The sequence below is a fragment of the Bradyrhizobium sp. USDA 376 genome, assembly GCF_054063675.1.
The window spans coordinates 5,396,162-5,411,364 of record NZ_JBSSGN010000001.1; the positions used below are offsets into that span (position 1 = coordinate 5,396,162).

The following is a 15,203-nucleotide window of genomic DNA, read 5'->3' on the forward strand; positions in this document are numbered from 1 at the left end:
CCGAGTAGCTTCGCCAATTCCGGGTATGTCGACCGGATCTGGGTCTCATCAGTACGTTCCGGCCACTTAATATTCACCTTCAGTCCGCAATTCTGACGTTTTGTTTAGGATCGGTCACAGCAACGATAAGAAACAAACCTACAAGAATATTATTGGCGGGGGCCAATGTTGTGCGACGGCAGGAGGTCGCCTATTTCTTGAAATGCGCTTTTGGGGATTTGGAAATGCGTGCGATGAATCCAACCGAGCTCGAGTGTCTTGAGTCCGCGTTGCCAAAGGCGAACGTGAACGTGTACGATTTGGGTCTGAAGCAGGACGAAAGCAGCCGGCTTCGTCGTATCTGGCATCTCGAACACGAGAACGCGCTCTTGATGCGCATGGTGACAGAGACGCAGATCGAGATCGCGCGCCTGCGCGAGCTTCTGGCATCGAACTAACCGATCCGCCATCCCTCAGGCGTTTGCGCGAGCGTTCCACGGGTTCGCGCGGCATGCAGCCATGAGCCGTGACGGCCGGCAAGCAGGCGAACTCAACTAAGCCAATTGACCCGACGAGGCGCCAGCGGATGGCATCGTGTGCCGCCTTTGCGGCCCGTCGCCGCCATTCGGGCTGGCTCCTTCGACATCCTTCATCGGATCGCAAGTCGCGATTTCGCTGCCGCCGCATCAGCGACGTCTATTCAGCAAGAATTGCACGTCAGCCCGCGCCGTCGCGTGAGAGGCGTGCCGGCGCGCTCGCGCGTTGCCTGTTGAGACATGTCTGAACTTGGTGCGAATGAGCGGTCATGCGGTTGAGAAGTTTTCTGAAGATCGCATGCTGTCTGATCGGTTCTGCGCTTCTGGGCGGCTGCGGCTTCATTCCGATGTCGGGACCGGCGAGCCTCGACATCAGGAACGAGAATACGACGGCGTTGCCGTTCGCGGTCGTCAAGCTCAACCCCGAAGTGGTCCAGATGCTCGAGAAATTCGAGCCCAATGGTTTGCCGGGATTCCTCACCGACACGCGTCCGCCCTCGAGCATCAAGTTCGGCATCGGTGACATCATCAGCGTCACCATCTTCGAGGCCTCCGCCGGCGGACTCTACGTGCCGCTGGAGGCGGGCGTGCGTCCCGGCAATTTCGTCAACCTGCCGGATCAGGCCGTCGACAATGACGGCAACATCACGGTGCCCTATGCGGGTCGGATCCGCGCCGCGGGCCGCACCAACGTGCAGGTCCAGGACGACATTCTCGCGCAGATCAGGAAGCGCGCGATCGATCCGCAGGTCGTGGTCACGTCCAGCCAGCAGCGCTCCTCGCTCGTCAGCGTGTTCGGCGAAGTCCGCACGCCGGTGCGCTTCCCGATGCCGTCGGCCGGCGCTCAGGATCGCATCACCGATGCGATTACGCGGGCAGGGGGCATCAGCGGCGCCGGCTGGGAGACCTGGGTCGTGCTGGAGCGCGCCGGCAAGCGCGCGACGGTGCCGTTCGGCAACCTCGTCTATTTTCCCGATAGCAACGTCTTCGTGCAGCCCGGTGACCGCATCTATCTTTACCGCGATCCGATGAAATTCATCGCGTTCGGCGCCACCGGCCAGCAGGGCGAATTCAACTTCGACGCCTGGCGTATCAATCTGACGCAAGCCGTCGCGAAGGCGCGAGGCCTGCTCGATCTCCAGGCTGATCCTGCCTCCGTCTTCCTCTATCGCCGCGAGCCGCGCGATGTGGCGCAGCGGCTCGGCGTCGACTGCTCGAAATTCGACGGCGATTCCGTGCCGATCGTGTTCAACGTCAACTTCCAGGATCCGGCCGGATATTTCATCGCCACCAAGATGTCGATGCGCCCGTTCGACGTGCTCTACGCTTCCAACGCGCCCCAGGTCGATGTCACCAAGGTCCTGAACTTCATCAACACGACGCTCGTTACTGCCCAGAGCGGCACGACCCTCGTCAACAGCATCCGCTTCCCGGGATCGACGACCTCGACGACCACCATCACCACCAGCGGGCCGTGAGCGTGCGAGGTGCCGCGGTGGTGAAGGCGGTCGCATCCTGGCTTGACGGCTCGCCCGCAGATGTTACTCATCATCGGGGTTCGAGTCCGGCCGTATCGAATTATGTTAACATATGCTCCGGATCTGTCGCCGGAGCGCGCCGGCGAGCAGGGGAACAGGCCATGAGCCGCGCTTTGCCTTGGTTCGGATATGTTGGCGGGGCGCTTGGGCTGCTTACGATCGTAGCGCCTGCCGCAGCCCAATCTCCCGGTCCCGGCCCGATCCTCTCGCCGCCCGCGGAGCGCCAGGGGACGATCATTGGTGGCGGCCAACAGACCACCAGTTTCGAACGTTGCGTCGACGTGCAGATCGGAAGCGAGGGCGCATTTGGCTGTCTCAACCAGAAGCTCAGGCGCGAGGTTGACAAGGTCAATCCCTCACTCAACCTGCCGCCGATCGATGCGCGATCGCCCGACATCCGCGTTGGCAACGTCAACGAGGCCGCCGTGCGGCAGCAATATGGCTCCAACTACGGTCGTTCGGCGATTCCTTATCGGCCGCCGGTGCCCGCCTACGTCCTGCCGCGCCGCTGATGTCCGTGTCGCCAAATCCGTCGGGCCATGCCCGCTCCGTTGCGCGACAGCTGGCATTTTCAGCTGCGTTGTGCCTGCTGATCCTGCCGGGCAGCGGCGTCGCCGCGCAATCGGATGACGAGGTTGGCAAGGTCGAAGCCAGTGCCGTCCCTTCGCCCGACGAGGCCGATCCGGATGGACCGCAACCCTTGCAGCTGGAGCCGTTCGCGCCAAGGCCGCTGACGGCCGCCGATCTTCCGCCCGCAAACTTCCTCTCCGGAAGCTACGCTCCGCACACAAGCGCCACGTTCGGTCGGGACTGGCGCGCCGGCCGCGCGGAATATCGGGGTCTTGTCGAGCGGGAGGCCCTCGCAGTCGGGCTGCCGCCGGCCTTGCTCGATGCAGTGATGGCCGTGGAGAGCCGGTACAATTCGGCAGCGGTCGGATTGGATGGCGAAGTCGGGCTGATGCAGGTGATGCTGCCGACCGCGCGGATGCTCGGCTTCACGGGCACTCCCGCGGAGCTGGCGGCGCCCGCCGTCAACGTTCATTACGGTGCTCAATATCTTGCAGGTGCCTGGCGCCGCGCCGGCGGCGATCTATGCACCGCCACGATGAAATATCGCGCCGGCCACGGCGAAACCCGGTTCTCGTTCCTGTCGGTTGATTATTGCATGCGTGTTCGCGCGCATCTGTCGGCGAATGGCGTGCCGGTTACCGGCTCGGTCCCGCAACCCGTCTTTGGGAGGCCCGCAGGCGGCCCGCGCGGACAAAACCGGGGTCTGTCCGTCGGTAACGCCATCAATTTCGCTGCGCTCAATACGCGCCTGCGAACCCTGAGCGAGCGGAAGGTTCTGCCCGATTCACGTTGAGGTTCGCATCCGTGCCTGCCCGTCACGCGCGCGGCTTGCTCTTGGACTTGCGCCGCTGGCGGAGCGCCGGGGCCGACCGGCTGCCCGCGAGTGCGGCGCCGATCGCGCGCCAGCATCTCACCGCATCACGAAACGCTTCTTCGTGGGCGGAGCTTCTGGCGCGCCAGTCCATCAATTGCTCCGCGTCGGCGAGAGTGGCCTCGCCCGACTTGAGGTGCATCACCCACGACAGCGCGTCACGGGTTAAGGGATCTAAGTGATCGATCTGATGGCTTCGCTTCGTCACGGTCCAGCGCTTTCCCGCACACGCCGGTCGTGAGCGAGGAGCTCCGATCGACATATCTGTGTACGTAAGACGATGCGGGTCGCTGAAAACCGAATTTGCCGCGTGCCGGGCGCTTGAGCCGCTCGGCACAATGTTCGATGGCCTGCTTGAGATCCGTCTCGACGGTACGAACCGTGACGCCCAGAAGAGCCGCGATCTCGCGGTTCGGCACGCCGTCGATGCGCGAGAGCATCAGAACGCGCCGCCGGCGTTCCGGAAGCTCGGCGATCGCGTGCCTGAGGAGATTGACCTCCGATCGATCCTCGATCACGCGCGCGGCGTCCGGCCGGTCGTCGGGAATGTCGAGCAGGGCATCGACCTCGTCGGAGGTGAGGCGGCGCTTCTCGGCGCGACGGCGGTCGGCGGCGATGTTGAGCGCGATGCGGAACAGATAGGCCTTCGGGCTGCGCACCTCGCCGAGCTCGCGCATGCCTTCCAGACGAAGATAGGTTTCGTTGAGAGCTTCCGAAGCGAGGTCCGGCGAGCCGAGGCGGCGCGTTAGCCGTCGATCGAAGTCGACATACTCGGCCAGCAGAAGAGTCCGCAAGCTGCTGATGCTGTCGATGGTCATGCTACGCCCCACTTCACTCAGTCCCCATTTGACGGCGGGACGGTAGTTAGGCCGCACAACGATAATGTGACGAATTGTTCGTGAATAACAGTCGCCTCACGTTAGTCGAGTTATGTTGCGCGGAATCATCAATTTGGTGGCGAGCGCATCGCGAAAAAAGTTTTCGCTGCGACGTTGCGTGCAACGTCTAGCGGATAAGGCCCGCCAGACCGTGCGTTTCGGTCGGTTCGGGTTGTCCGAAGGATACTGCGAGCCGTGTGCGAGCGGCGCGCAATGAGAGAATGATATCGAGGCCGAGGTGAATTCGCGTGGTCTGTATCATAACGGTGCGCGCCGCCGTGCGCCGTGGCTGCTGCGCGCGTTGTGCGACGGCAGGGCCGATGTCGCCTGCCGGTCGCGCCTCGCTTTTTGCGGCCTGATCATCTGCGCGATCTCCACGACGAAACCGGCCGCAGCGAAATCCGAGGCCGATACTGCCAAGCCGAACGCAAAGCCCGCTGCCGCTGCGCCTGCAAGCGCGAAGCCGGCCAAAGGTGCGTCGGAGAAGGGTGAAGTCGCGAAGGATGCGGGGCCCGCCAAGCCGGCGGCCCCCGAGGCGCGCTTCGATATCGACGAGTATCGCGTCGAGGGGGCGGACAGTTTGCCGCAGATCGAGATCGAAGCCGCGGTCTACCCCTTTCTCGGCCCCAACAGGACCGCGCAGGATGTCGAGAAGGCACGCGCCGCCGTCGAGAAGGCCTATCACGACAAGGGCCTTCAGACCGTCGGTGTCTCGGTCCCGCAGCAGGACGCGCAACGCGGCTTTGTCGTGCTCAAGGTTGCCGAAAATCGCGTCGGACGCCTCCGCGTCAAGGGCTCACGCTATTTCGATCTCGCGACCATCAAGAGCAGCGCGCCCTCGCTCAAGGAAGGAGGCCTGCCGAACTTCCAGGCGGTGACGAAGGATATCGTTGCGCTCAACCGCTGGCCGGACCGTCGCGTGACGCCGGCGCTGCGGGCCGGCGTCACGCCCGGGACCGTCGACGTCGATCTGAACGTCGAGGATACGTTGCCGCTTCACGGCAGTGCCGAGCTCAACAACCGGCAGAGCCCCAGCACCACGGCGCTGCGATCCAGCGTGTCGCTGCGTTACGACAATCTATGGCAGCTCGGTCACTCGATGACGTGGAGCTTCCAGTGGGCGCCGCTCAATCCGAAGGACGCGATGGTGATCTCCGGCTCGTATCTCGCCCGGACGGACATCGACTGGCTCAGCGTGCTCGTCTACGGCCTGAAGTCGGACAGCTCGGTTGCGACCGTCGGTGGTGCGAACGTCGTCGGTCCCGGTCAGGTGATCGGCGGGCGCGCGGTGTTGACCTTGCCTGGCAAGGGCGAGCTCTTCCATACCCTGTCTGTTGGCATCGACTACAAGGATTTCAAGCAGACGCTGCGGCTCGGCACTGATGCGTTCGACTCTCCGGTGACCTACGCGCCGCTCGTCGCGAGCTATGGCGCGAGCTGGCAGGCCGAGGGACGGCTGACGCAGCTCAACGCCGCCATCACGACGGGTTTGCGCGGCATCGGCAGCAGTCCGTCAGAGTTCGACGTGAAGCGCTACAAGGCCACGGCCAGCTTCGCCCACCTCCATGCCGACATATCGCACACCCAGGAACTGGCCGAAGGCTTTCAGCTTTACGCCAAGCTGCAGGGACAGGTCGCCGATCAACCGCTGGTGTCCAGCGAACAGCTCAGCCTTGGCGGGCAGGATTCTGTGCGCGGATATCTGGAATCCGAGGTGCTCGGCGATTATGGCGTGGCAGGGACGCTCGAGCTGCGAAGCCCGAACCTTGCGCCCTACATGGCGCAGAACCTGCCGAACCCGACCGGCGAACCCATCAAGTACAACGCGTTCGACGACTGGCGGTTCTTTGCATTCGCCGATGGCGGCCACGCGCGAATCCACGAACCCCTCGTCGATCAGCAATCGCATTTCGACCTCGCGAGCTACGGCGTCGGGATGCGGATGAAGACACTCCGCTACTTCAACAGCATCGTATTCGTCGGCGTGCCGCTGACCAACCAGCAGGTGACGGTCGCCAATCATCCACGGTTCGGCTTTCGGCTCTGGGGAGAATTCTAGATGTCGCTCCTTCGCTTTGGATCACATCCCCGGTTTCGCCTGAGCGCGCCGGTGATGCTCGCTCTGCTGTTCCTCGCGGCGTTGTGGCCGAGCCCGGCCTCGGCGTGGTGGAACGAGCAGTGGACGCTGCGCAAGAAGATCACCATCGATACCGGCCCGTCGGGTGCTGGCATCAGCGATGCGATCGGCGCAAGCCCGGTGCTGGTCCGCCTCCATGTCGGCAATTTTCGCTTCGGCGCGGCCAAGGAGGATGGCGGCGATCTTCGCTTCGTCGCCGGCGACGACAAGACGCCGCTCAAGCACCATGTCGAGAAATACGACTCGCTGCTCGGCGAGGCGCTGGTCTGGGTCGGCGTTCCTGATCTCAAGCCGGGCGTCAAGAACGACATCTGGCTCTACTACGGAAACCAGAAGGCGCCGGCTGCGGTCGATGCCAAGGGCATCTACGATCCCGATACGCTGCTGGTCTATCATTTCAACGATCGCTCGACGCCGGCGCAGGATGTCACGGCCTGGGCGAACACCGCGCAAAACGCGGTGCCAGCCGCTGACGGCGCCATCATCGGCCAGGGTGCGCGTCTCGACGGGCAGACCGCGCTCTTGCTGCCGGGCTCTCCGTCGCTGGTGGTCGCCGAGAACGGTGAGCTCACCTGGTCGCTCTGGGTCAAGATGACCGCACCGCAAGCGGGCGCCGTGCTGTATTCGCGCAGCGAAGGCACGAACGGACTCACGGTCGGATTGGACAACGGCGTTGCCTTCGTGGAAGTCGCCAATGGTGGCAACGCGCAGCGCAGCGCCGGCGGCGCAGCGGTCGCTGCCGGCACCTGGCACCAGATCGCCTTCACGGCGAAGAGCGCCCAGATCACGCTTTACGTCGACGGCAATCAGGCCGCGACGCTCGCCGCCGGCCTGCCCACCATGACGGGCACGGCGCAGCTCGGTCGTGCCGCATCTGCAGTTGCCCCCCCTGCGGATGCGGCCGCCCCTGCCGCCGATGCGGCTCCGGCCCCGGCCGCGCCGGCTGGTGCTGCCGCCGGCTTTGCCGGTGACGTCGACGAATTCCAGATCGCCAAGGTTGCGCGCCCCGCCGGCTTCATCAAGCTCGGCGCGATCGGGCAGGGGCCCGACCAGGCCAAGCTGATCGCGTTCAGCGTCGATGAGGAGAACGCGGGCTGGTTCAGCGGCGGCTATTTCGGCGTGATCCTGCGCTCGGTGACGCTCGACGGCTGGGTCGTCATCGGCCTGCTCGCGATCATGGCTTTCATCAGCTGGTACGTGATGGTCGATCGCGTCTCCTATCTGAACCGCGTCTCGGCCGGCAGCACGATCTTCCTCAAGCATTTCCGCGAGACCTCGACCGACATCGGCGGGCTGCTTCAGCTCGACAGCCAGGAGAACGATCCGAGCTTCGGCGGCGAGCTCGGCAAGAAGCAGCGCAAGGCGGTCCATGCCGCGCCGGTCTACCGCCTGTTCGCGGCCGGCGCGCAGGAGATCCGGCGGCGTTTCGCGGGCGGCGGTTATCGCCGGCTGTCGCCGCAGGCAATCCAGTCGATCCGCGCCGTGCTCGACAGCGGCTTCGTGCGGGAGAGCCAGCGTCTCAACCGGTTGATGGTGATGCTGACCATCGCGATCTCCGGCGGTCCGTTCCTCGGCCTGCTCGGCACGGTCGTCGGCGTCATGATCACCTTCGCGGCGATCGCGGCCAGCGGCGACGTCAACGTCAATGCCATCGCGCCCGGCATCGCGGCCGCTCTGGTCGCAACCGTCGCGGGCCTCGGCGTCGCGATCCCCTCGCTGTTTGCCTACAACTACCTCACGATCCGCATCAAGGACGTCTCGAGCGAGATGCAGGTCTTCGTCGACGAGTTCATCACCCGGATCGCGGAATCCTACGAGCTTCCGGACGAGCCGGTGAAGCAGGCGGCGGAGTGAACCGATGCAAGTCCAGTCCGAAAGCAAGCCTTACGACGACATCAACATCACCCCGATGCTCGATCTCGCTTATGTGCTGCTGGTGATCTTCATCATCATGACCACGGCGACCGTGCAGGGCATGAAGGTGAACCTGCCAAAGGCGAGCGCGGCGCCGAGCCTCGCGCAGCAGACCACCAAGGCGATCACCGTTGCCAATGACGGCAAGCTGTTCCTGGACACGATTCCCGTGACGCTGCCCGAGCTCGAGCAGCGCCTGGTACAGCAGCGCGCGCTGACGCCGGAGTTTCCGATCGTCGTGCGCGGCGATAGCCAGACGCCATACCAGAACGTTGTCGACGTGCTCGACCTGCTCGGCCGCCTCAACTTCACCCAGGTCGGCATGGCGACCAAGCCGTCAGCGCGATGAGACGCGGCGATGGCGCTTCCCGACGACAACGACGAGGACGGCACGCCGGCATGGCGGCGCTATCTGCTGCTCGGCGGCTCGGCGCTGGTCGTGATTGCATTGACGGTCGGCGTCGTCGTCATGGTGATGAGCGGCGACAAGGATCCACCGCGCAAGGTGAACGAGCTCCAGGTGACGATGGTGCTTCCACCGCCGCCGCCCCCACCACCTCCGCCGCCTCCGCCCGAGCAGCAGCCGGAGCAGCCCGAGCAGAAGGTGATGGAGCAGACGCCGGTCAAGGATGTCGTCGAGGAGAAGCCGGTCGACATTCCCAAGGACGCGCCGCCGGATTCTGGTCCGGATCCGACGCCGGGGCCGCCGGATCTCGGTCTCGGCAACGGGCCGGGCAGCGGCGGTCTGGCGCAGGGCAAGGGCCGCGGTGGTGGCGGAGGCGGCGGCAACAGCCGGTTCGGCTGGTACGCGAGCATCGTGCAGTCGCAGATGGAAGCCGCGCTTCAGGCCAACGAGAAGACCCGCTACGCCTCGATGCAGGCGGTGATCCGGGTGTGGCTCGACAGTTCGGGCAAGGTCAGCCGCGTGCAGCTGTCGCCGTCAACCGGCGACGGCGCACTCGATGCGACCATTCGCGATCAGGTGATCGGCGGCATGCGCATGCGTGAGCCGCCACCCAGGGACATGCCGATGCCGATCATCACCCGCATCACGGCGCGAAGCCGGGCGGGGTGAGATCGGATGACTGTAAGTGAGTTGAGAGCAGAAGAGGTGACGTCATGTGGCGTGAAATGAAGACGCGAGAGCTGACCGCGACGGCTTTGATGCTGATCGCGTGCGCGGCCCCCGCCGCGGCACAGGACGACGGCATGCCGCAGGGCAAGCGTCCGACCGTGTCGCGCGACGCGCCGCCATCGTCGAATGCGACGGTCAACCTCATCAATCTTCTCGTGAAGCAGGGAACGCTGACCGAAGAGCAGGCGGCCACGCTGGTCAAGCAGGCCGATGACGAGGCCTATGTCGCACGCCAGGCCACGCGCGATGCCGCGGCCAAGGCGGAAGGTGCCGAGAAGAAGGCGACCACCGCCGCCGATGCGGCATCGCCCCCCGGCACCAAGCGCGTCACCTATGTGCCGGAGATCGTCCGGAAGCAGCTCCGCGAAGAGATCAGGGCCGAGGTGATGGATCGTGCGCACAAGGAGGGCTGGGCCTCGCCGGGCAAGTATCCGGAATGGGCACAGCGGATCAGGTTCTACGGCGACATCCGCGCGCGATATGAGGGAGATTTCTATCCCCCCGGAAATGGCCCGTTGCAGAATTTCAACGCGATCAACACGGGCAGTCCGTTCCTCGAGGACAATGCCAACGCGATCAATCCGTATTTTCCGCCGACCTACAACACCACCCAGGACCGCAACCGCTTCCGCTTCCGGGCCCGGCTTGGCGCCGACGTCGATCTGTTCGAAGGATTTACTGCAGGTCTGAGGATCGCGACCGGCGAGAGTAGCTCTCCGGTGTCCACAAATCAGACCTTTGGCACCAACGGCGGAAACTTCTCGAAATACGCGCTCTGGCTCGACCGCGCCTTCTTGAAGTATCAGCCGGTTCAGGACGTCGTTGCCTCCGTGGGACGGTTCGACAACCCGTTCTGGTCGCCCACCGATCTCGCCTGGTACAAGGATCTCGGCTTCGATGGTTTCGCCGTCCAGGCGAGGCACGAAGTCACCGAAGGCGTTACCCCATTCTTCGTCGGCGGCGCATTCCCTGTCTTCAACACCGATCTCAATGCGGGCCTCAACACCGCCGATCTGTCGGGACCGATCAAGTCGGCGAGCCGGGACAAGTGGCTGTTCGGCGCGCAGGGCGGCGTCGCTGCGAGATTCGATCCCGAGACACGCCTGACGATGGCGGTCGCCTACTACGACTTCACCAACGTGCAAGGCAAGCTGTCCAGCCCATGCCTGGTGGCCACTGCGAGCGACTCCTGCAACACGGATCTGCTGCGGCCGCCGTTTGCGCAGAAGGGCAATACCTACATGAGGCTGCGCGATATTCCGACGCTCACCTCGCCCGTCACCACCTTGAACTATCAGTATTACGGCCTGGCGAGCGACTTCAAGCCGGTGGTCGCGAGCGCGCAGCTCGACTTTGCGCAGTTCAATCCGATTCACGTCATCCTAGATGGCGAGTACATCTGGAACACGGCCTTCAACCGGGCCGCGGTGGCCGCCACTGCGGTCAACAATCTCGGCCCGACAGCGTCGGGTGCGCCTGGTCCTTATCAGGGCGGCAACCAGGGCTGGCTTGCGCGCATGACCGTCGGCAACAAGGAGATCAAGCATCTCTGGGACTGGAACGCACACGTCGGCTACAAATATCTCGAGTCCGACGCGATGGTGGATGCGTTCGTCGATTCCGACTTCGGTCTCGGCGGCACCAATCTCAAGGGCTATTTCATCGGCGGCAATGTCGGCCTCGGCGAAAACATCTGGGCTTCGGTGCGCTGGATGAGCGCAAACAACATCGGCGGCCTGCCTTACGCGGTCGATATCGTCCAGCTCGATCTCAATGCGAGGTTCTGACCATGCGGTCCTTGCGTCTCTCATCCCTCGTCGCACTGGCGCTGCTGGCGTCCGCGCCCGCGCATGCGGACCAGGAATCCGACCGCTTGCGCGAGGCGCTTCGCAGCGCCACAGCGCAGGCGCGCGCCGCCGAGGACCAGCGCGCCGCGCTGCAGGCCAAGCTCACGGCGACCGAGCAGGAACGCGAGCGTCTGCGCAAGCAGAACGAAGCCTACCGTGCCCAGGTCAAGGAAGCGGAGCAGGCCTATCGCCAGGCGGTCAAGGATTTCAACGAGCGCATCGCCGAACGCGACGACTCGCTCGAGAAGTGGAAGGCGGCCTACGGCGAAGCCGCCAGCGTTGCGCGGACCAAGGATGCCGAGCGCACCAAGTTCGAGAGCGAAGCGGCGACCTTCAAGGCGAGCAGCAAGGCCTGCGAAGCCAAGAACGTCCGTCTCGTGAAGATCGCCGACGATGTCGTTGCCCAGTACGAGGCGATGAGCCCGTTCGAGAAGATCCTCGACCACGACCCGGTCTTTGGACTGAAGCGGGTCGAACATCAGAACGCCGCGCAGGATTTCCGCGACAAGATCATCGAACAGAAGGCCAAGCCATGAACAGAGCCATGACCGGAAAAGCTCTTGGGGTCGCGATCCTCGCTGCGGCGGTGCATGTCGGCACGATCACTGCGGCAATGGCCCAATCCCGCAACCCGGCAACTCCCGCGCGCCCCGCTGCACCGGCCGCTCCCGCGGCGCCGGCTCAGGCGGCTCCGGCTGTCGAGGAAAATGCGGCCGTGAGGGGCGCGGAGATCGTGGCCCGCGTCGGCGGCAGCGATGTCACGGCGGACGAGGTCCGCGCGACGATTGCGCTCCTCGACGCACGCCAGCAGGCGGCAATGGCACGCGATCCGGCCCTGCTCAGCCAGACTGTGCGGGCGATCCTCGCCAACCGCCTCGTGCTCAAGGAGGCGATGGCGAAGAAGTGGGACCAGCAGCCGGCGGTCGTTGCGCAATTGGCGCGAACACGCGACAGCCTGATCGTCGACAGCTATCTCCAGTCAGTGACAATACCGCCCGACAACTATCCGGGCGAGGCCGACATCAAGAGCGTGTACGAGGCCAATGCGAGCGCGTTTCTCGTTCCCCGGCGGTTCCGCGTGGCCCAGATCGTCGTCACGCTCGCGAAGGACGCGGACAAGGCAGCGGAAGAATCGGTGCGCAAGAAGCTCGATGACGTCGTGAAGAAGGTCAAGCAGCCCGGCGCGGATTTCGGTGCGCTTGCCCGCGCCTCGTCCGATGATGTGACGACCGCGGAGCGCGAGGGCGAGATCGGCTGGCTGGCCGAGCCGGACCTGCGGACCGAAATTCGGAGCCAGGTGACGGGGCTGCCGAAATCCGGCGTCGCCGATCCGATCCGGCTCGAGGACGGCTGGCACATCCTGAAGCTTCTGGACACCGAGGCGGCGCACACCCGGCCGCTCGCGGAAGTAAGGGATACCCTGGTGCAGCGGATCAGGGCCGAGCGCGTCGAAGCCAATCGCCGCGCTTACGTCGCGGAGTTGCTGAAACAGACGCCGCCTGTGGTCAACGAGATCGCGCTCTCGAAATTGCTCGAAGCCAAATCCGACGTGAAGCCGGAGGCACCGTCGCGCTGAAGGCGGTGGACATATGACGTTTGCATGACAGAGTTCATGAGCCGTCATGCATCGATGATGCATTGGTTAACTACCCGTAAAAGTATCATAATTATGGTACAATGCGAGTGATATCGATCCCGACATTGATCCCGGGAGCGAATTGTGACCGACCTGACCAATGCGGGTGAATCGACATCGGCATTCGAAAGCCGACCGCGCGTCCGTCTGGCGATCCCATTCAGCGTCATTGAGCCCCTGTTCGCAGCCGCTGACTGTGCGATCATCGTCGCCGCGGGCGCCGTCGGCGGCATGGTCTATCAGCGCGCGGCTGGCGGAACGGTGGAGGATGCGTCCTTCTATGCCGGGCTCGGGCTGGTGGCGAGCCTCGCCTATGTGCTGGGTGCGCATTTCCTCGGTCTCTACCGGCTGAACCAGCTCCTGGACGACGAGCCCGACGGCGGACGGGTCTGGGCCGGCTGGTGTCTCGCCGTGCTGGTCCTCGCGGTCGTGCTGTTCCTGTTCAAATCGGGCAGCGATACCTCGCGCGGCTCGGTCGTTTGCTTCTTCGCCATCGGCGGCGCCGGCCTTCTGGTGGCGCGACGCCTGGGTAAGCGGATCCTTCGCTCGGCGCTCGTTGCAGGTACGATCCGCGGCCGGCGTGCGGTGATGATCGGCACGCCGGGCGAACTCGCCCAGTTCGCCAAGACCGATCTGCTCTCCAGGTTTGGCCTCGACGAGGTCGATCGCATCACCTTGCCGAGGGGGGAAGGTGCAAAGCCCGGCGCGCCCGGTTTGATGCAGCACGAGGATGCACTGATGAAGCGCATCAGAGAGGCTTCGGCGGAAGAGATCGTGCTGGCGTTGTCCTGGGCCGGTCCGCAGGATATCGAAGTCTTGCTCCAGCGGTTACGTGTAATCCCGCTTCCGGTGCGGTTGCTACCCGATCGCGCAGTGTCGACGGTGCTGCGTCACCACACCTCGATGCCGCAGCGGCTCTATATGGTGGAGGTCCAGCCGGCGCCGCTATCCGCGATCGATCGCCTGACCAAGCGGCTGCTGGACATCGTCGTTGCGGGGACGTCACTGGTGCTCCTGACGCCTCCGCTGATCGTCGCCGCGATCGCGATCAAGCTGGAGTCGAAAGGGCCGGTGATCTTCCGGCAGCGCCGCCACGGCTTCAACGGCAAGCCCTTCGTGATCTACAAGCTGCGCACCATGCGGGTGCAGGAGGACGGCGGCACCGTGGTGCAGGCGACCAAGGCGGATCCGCGCGTGACCCGCGTCGGGCGCCTGCTGCGTCAGACCAGCATTGATGAATTGCCGCAATTGCTCAATGTGTTGCAGGGCCATATGTCGATGGTCGGGCCGCGTCCGCATGCCCTGGTCCACGACTACGAATATGGCAGCATGATCGCGAACTACGCATTTCGCCATCACGTGAAGCCGGGGATCACGGGTTGGGCCCAGGTTCACGGCTATCGCGGGGGAACGCCGCAACTCGAGCTCATGGAGCGGAGGGTCGCGCTCGATCTGTGGTATATCGACAATTGGAGCCTGGCGCTCGATATCTCCATCATATTCAGGACCTCATTCGAGCTGATGCGCTCGCGCAACGCGTATTGACGCGGTCGTCCGCCCCGGGGCTTCTGTGTCTTGGAACGGCAGAGCTGGATTAACATTCGTGCAGTTCTGAAATCGCTCGCCGGGAATTGTTATTTTGTATCGTTCCGTAACATGAACGCGCTGCCGAGCGTAGCTCGTCCGACGAGGGTATCGGGGGGTGGATTTCCGGCCGGCCTATTGAAAAGGTTCACGATTCAAGCTTACTAAGTCTGAGGTGGCAAGATTCGGGCCGGAGACGACACATATGGTTGGCAAGAGGCATGCCTCGGAGGAGATTTCGGCCAAGCTGGCTCAAGCCAACGAACTTGCGGCCAAGGGCAAGACCCAGCGCGAGATTTCCAAGGCGCTCGGTGTCAGCGTCATGACCTACCACCGCTGGAAGAACATGCTCAAGTCCTCCAGGTCGTCGGCTGAGGCTCCACGCGAGGCGATTGAAGGCCGCTCAAGCGCGCCCGGGGATGCCGGCTCCGCGGACAAGATCAAGCAGCTCGAGCTCGAGAACGCCCAGTTGCGGCGTCTTGTGACTGACATGCTCCTGGAGAAGCTGAAATACGAAGAGGAGTTGCGTTCACGCCGTGAGGCACGGCGGGGACATCCGGATGGCGCCTAACCCGGAC

15 protein-coding genes are annotated in these 15,203 nt (G+C 64.2%); 13 read left to right on the forward strand and 2 right to left on the reverse strand.

The genetic code is table 11. The annotated features are described in order from the left end of the window. Nucleotides 1-224: 224 nt before the first annotated feature. The 4 genes from ACVJ19_RS24805 (at nt 225) to ACVJ19_RS24820 (ending at nt 3,416) form a co-directional block, all read left to right on the forward strand. Nucleotides 225-437: a hypothetical protein gene (locus ACVJ19_RS24805; protein WP_453951727.1), complete on the forward strand. Its 213-nt coding sequence runs from the start codon at nt 225-227 to the stop codon at nt 435-437. Nucleotides 438-784: 347 nt separating this feature from the next. Beyond that, on the forward strand, nt 785-1,993 hold the full coding sequence (locus ACVJ19_RS24810) for a polysaccharide biosynthesis/export family protein (RefSeq protein ID WP_453951728.1): 1,209 nt from the start codon (nt 785-787) through the stop codon (nt 1,991-1,993). Between the two features lie 161 nt (nt 1,994-2,154). Beyond that, on the forward strand, nt 2,155-2,565 hold the full coding sequence (locus tag ACVJ19_RS24815; RefSeq protein ID WP_453951729.1) for a hypothetical protein: 411 nt from the start codon (nt 2,155-2,157) through the stop codon (nt 2,563-2,565). Then, nucleotides 2,565-3,416 carry a lytic transglycosylase domain-containing protein gene (locus tag ACVJ19_RS24820; protein ID WP_453951730.1) on the forward strand — a complete coding sequence of 284 codons (852 nt, stop codon included), beginning with the start codon at nt 2,565-2,567 and terminating at the stop codon, nt 3,414-3,416. Before ACVJ19_RS24815 ends, ACVJ19_RS24820 begins: the two co-directional genes overlap by 1 nt. A gap of 22 nt (nt 3,417-3,438) precedes the next feature. Here ACVJ19_RS24820 and ACVJ19_RS24825 read toward each other — a convergent pair whose 3' ends face one another. Further along, on the reverse strand, nt 3,439-3,756 hold the full coding sequence (locus ACVJ19_RS24825) for a FecR/PupR family sigma factor regulator (protein ID WP_453951731.1): 318 nt from the start codon (nt 3,754-3,756) through the stop codon (nt 3,439-3,441). After that, entirely contained in the window at nt 3,653-4,312 is a 660-nt protein-coding gene (locus tag ACVJ19_RS24830) for an RNA polymerase sigma factor (RefSeq protein ID WP_453951732.1), read from the reverse strand. Before ACVJ19_RS24830 ends, ACVJ19_RS24825 begins: the two co-directional genes overlap by 104 nt. Before the next feature lie 298 nt (nt 4,313-4,610). Here ACVJ19_RS24830 and ACVJ19_RS24835 point away from each other — a divergent pair, with 298 nt between their 5' ends. From ACVJ19_RS24835 to ACVJ19_RS24875, 9 genes are all read left to right on the forward strand, one after another. After that, nucleotides 4,611-6,431 (forward strand): ShlB/FhaC/HecB family hemolysin secretion/activation protein, encoded by a 1,821-nt coding sequence (locus ACVJ19_RS24835; protein ID WP_453951733.1) that lies wholly within the window; start codon nt 4,611-4,613, stop codon nt 6,429-6,431. Beyond that, nucleotides 6,432-8,363, forward strand: a complete 1,932-nt coding sequence (locus ACVJ19_RS24840) for a DUF2341 domain-containing protein (protein WP_453951734.1) — start codon at nt 6,432-6,434, stop codon at nt 8,361-8,363. A gap of 4 nt (nt 8,364-8,367) precedes the next feature. After that, the gene (locus ACVJ19_RS24845) at nt 8,368-8,772 is read left to right on the forward strand and encodes an ExbD/TolR family protein (RefSeq protein ID WP_129274617.1); all 405 of its coding nucleotides are present in this window, start codon (nt 8,368-8,370) and stop codon (nt 8,770-8,772) included. 9 nt (nt 8,773-8,781) lie between these two features. Then, nucleotides 8,782-9,498, forward strand: coding sequence for an energy transducer TonB family protein (locus ACVJ19_RS24850; RefSeq protein ID WP_453951735.1), 717 nt, complete (start codon nt 8,782-8,784; stop codon nt 9,496-9,498). Nucleotides 9,499-9,542: 44 nt separating this feature from the next. Then, entirely contained in the window at nt 9,543-11,345 is a 1,803-nt protein-coding gene (locus ACVJ19_RS24855; RefSeq protein WP_453951736.1) for a putative porin, read from the forward strand. 2 nt (nt 11,346-11,347) lie between these two features. Then, a complete protein-coding gene (locus ACVJ19_RS24860; RefSeq protein ID WP_453951737.1) occupies nt 11,348-11,941 on the forward strand; it encodes a hypothetical protein in 594 nt (197 codons plus the stop codon). Between the two features lie 8 nt (nt 11,942-11,949). Beyond that, complete coding sequence (locus ACVJ19_RS24865) at nt 11,950-12,981, forward strand: peptidylprolyl isomerase (RefSeq protein ID WP_453951738.1); 1,032 nt, start codon at nt 11,950-11,952, stop codon at nt 12,979-12,981. Between the two features lie 144 nt (nt 12,982-13,125). Then, nucleotides 13,126-14,586 (forward strand): undecaprenyl-phosphate glucose phosphotransferase, encoded by a 1,461-nt coding sequence (locus tag ACVJ19_RS24870; protein ID WP_453951739.1) that lies wholly within the window; start codon nt 13,126-13,128, stop codon nt 14,584-14,586. 244 nt (nt 14,587-14,830) lie between these two features. Continuing rightward, on the forward strand, nt 14,831-15,196 hold the full coding sequence (locus tag ACVJ19_RS24875; protein ID WP_453951741.1) for a helix-turn-helix domain-containing protein: 366 nt from the start codon (nt 14,831-14,833) through the stop codon (nt 15,194-15,196). Nucleotides 15,197-15,203 lie beyond the last annotated feature (7 nt).

What these genes read in the sequence shown, in the direction of transcription:
- ACVJ19_RS24805 (WP_453951727.1), top strand. Translation starts at nt 225, where the DNA reads ATGCGTGCGATGAATCCAACCGAGCTCGAGTGTCTTGAGTCCGCGTTG.
- ACVJ19_RS24810 (WP_453951728.1), top strand. Translation starts at nt 785, where the DNA reads ATGCGGTTGAGAAGTTTTCTGAAGATCGCATGCTGTCTGATCGGTTCT.
- ACVJ19_RS24815 (WP_453951729.1), top strand. Translation starts at nt 2,155, where the DNA reads ATGAGCCGCGCTTTGCCTTGGTTCGGATATGTTGGCGGGGCGCTTGGG.
- ACVJ19_RS24820 (WP_453951730.1), top strand. Translation starts at nt 2,565, where the DNA reads ATGTCCGTGTCGCCAAATCCGTCGGGCCATGCCCGCTCCGTTGCGCGA.
- ACVJ19_RS24825 (WP_453951731.1), bottom strand. Translation starts at nt 3,756, where the DNA reads ATGTCGATCGGAGCTCCTCGCTCACGACCGGCGTGTGCGGGAAAGCGC.
- ACVJ19_RS24830 (WP_453951732.1), bottom strand. Translation starts at nt 4,312, where the DNA reads ATGACCATCGACAGCATCAGCAGCTTGCGGACTCTTCTGCTGGCCGAG.
- ACVJ19_RS24840 (WP_453951734.1), top strand. Translation starts at nt 6,432, where the DNA reads ATGTCGCTCCTTCGCTTTGGATCACATCCCCGGTTTCGCCTGAGCGCG.
- ACVJ19_RS24845 (WP_129274617.1), top strand. Translation starts at nt 8,368, where the DNA reads ATGCAAGTCCAGTCCGAAAGCAAGCCTTACGACGACATCAACATCACC.
- ACVJ19_RS24850 (WP_453951735.1), top strand. Translation starts at nt 8,782, where the DNA reads ATGGCGCTTCCCGACGACAACGACGAGGACGGCACGCCGGCATGGCGG.
- ACVJ19_RS24855 (WP_453951736.1), top strand. Translation starts at nt 9,543, where the DNA reads ATGTGGCGTGAAATGAAGACGCGAGAGCTGACCGCGACGGCTTTGATG.
- ACVJ19_RS24860 (WP_453951737.1), top strand. Translation starts at nt 11,348, where the DNA reads ATGCGGTCCTTGCGTCTCTCATCCCTCGTCGCACTGGCGCTGCTGGCG.
- ACVJ19_RS24865 (WP_453951738.1), top strand. Translation starts at nt 11,950, where the DNA reads ATGACCGGAAAAGCTCTTGGGGTCGCGATCCTCGCTGCGGCGGTGCAT.
- ACVJ19_RS24875 (WP_453951741.1), top strand. Translation starts at nt 14,831, where the DNA reads ATGGTTGGCAAGAGGCATGCCTCGGAGGAGATTTCGGCCAAGCTGGCT.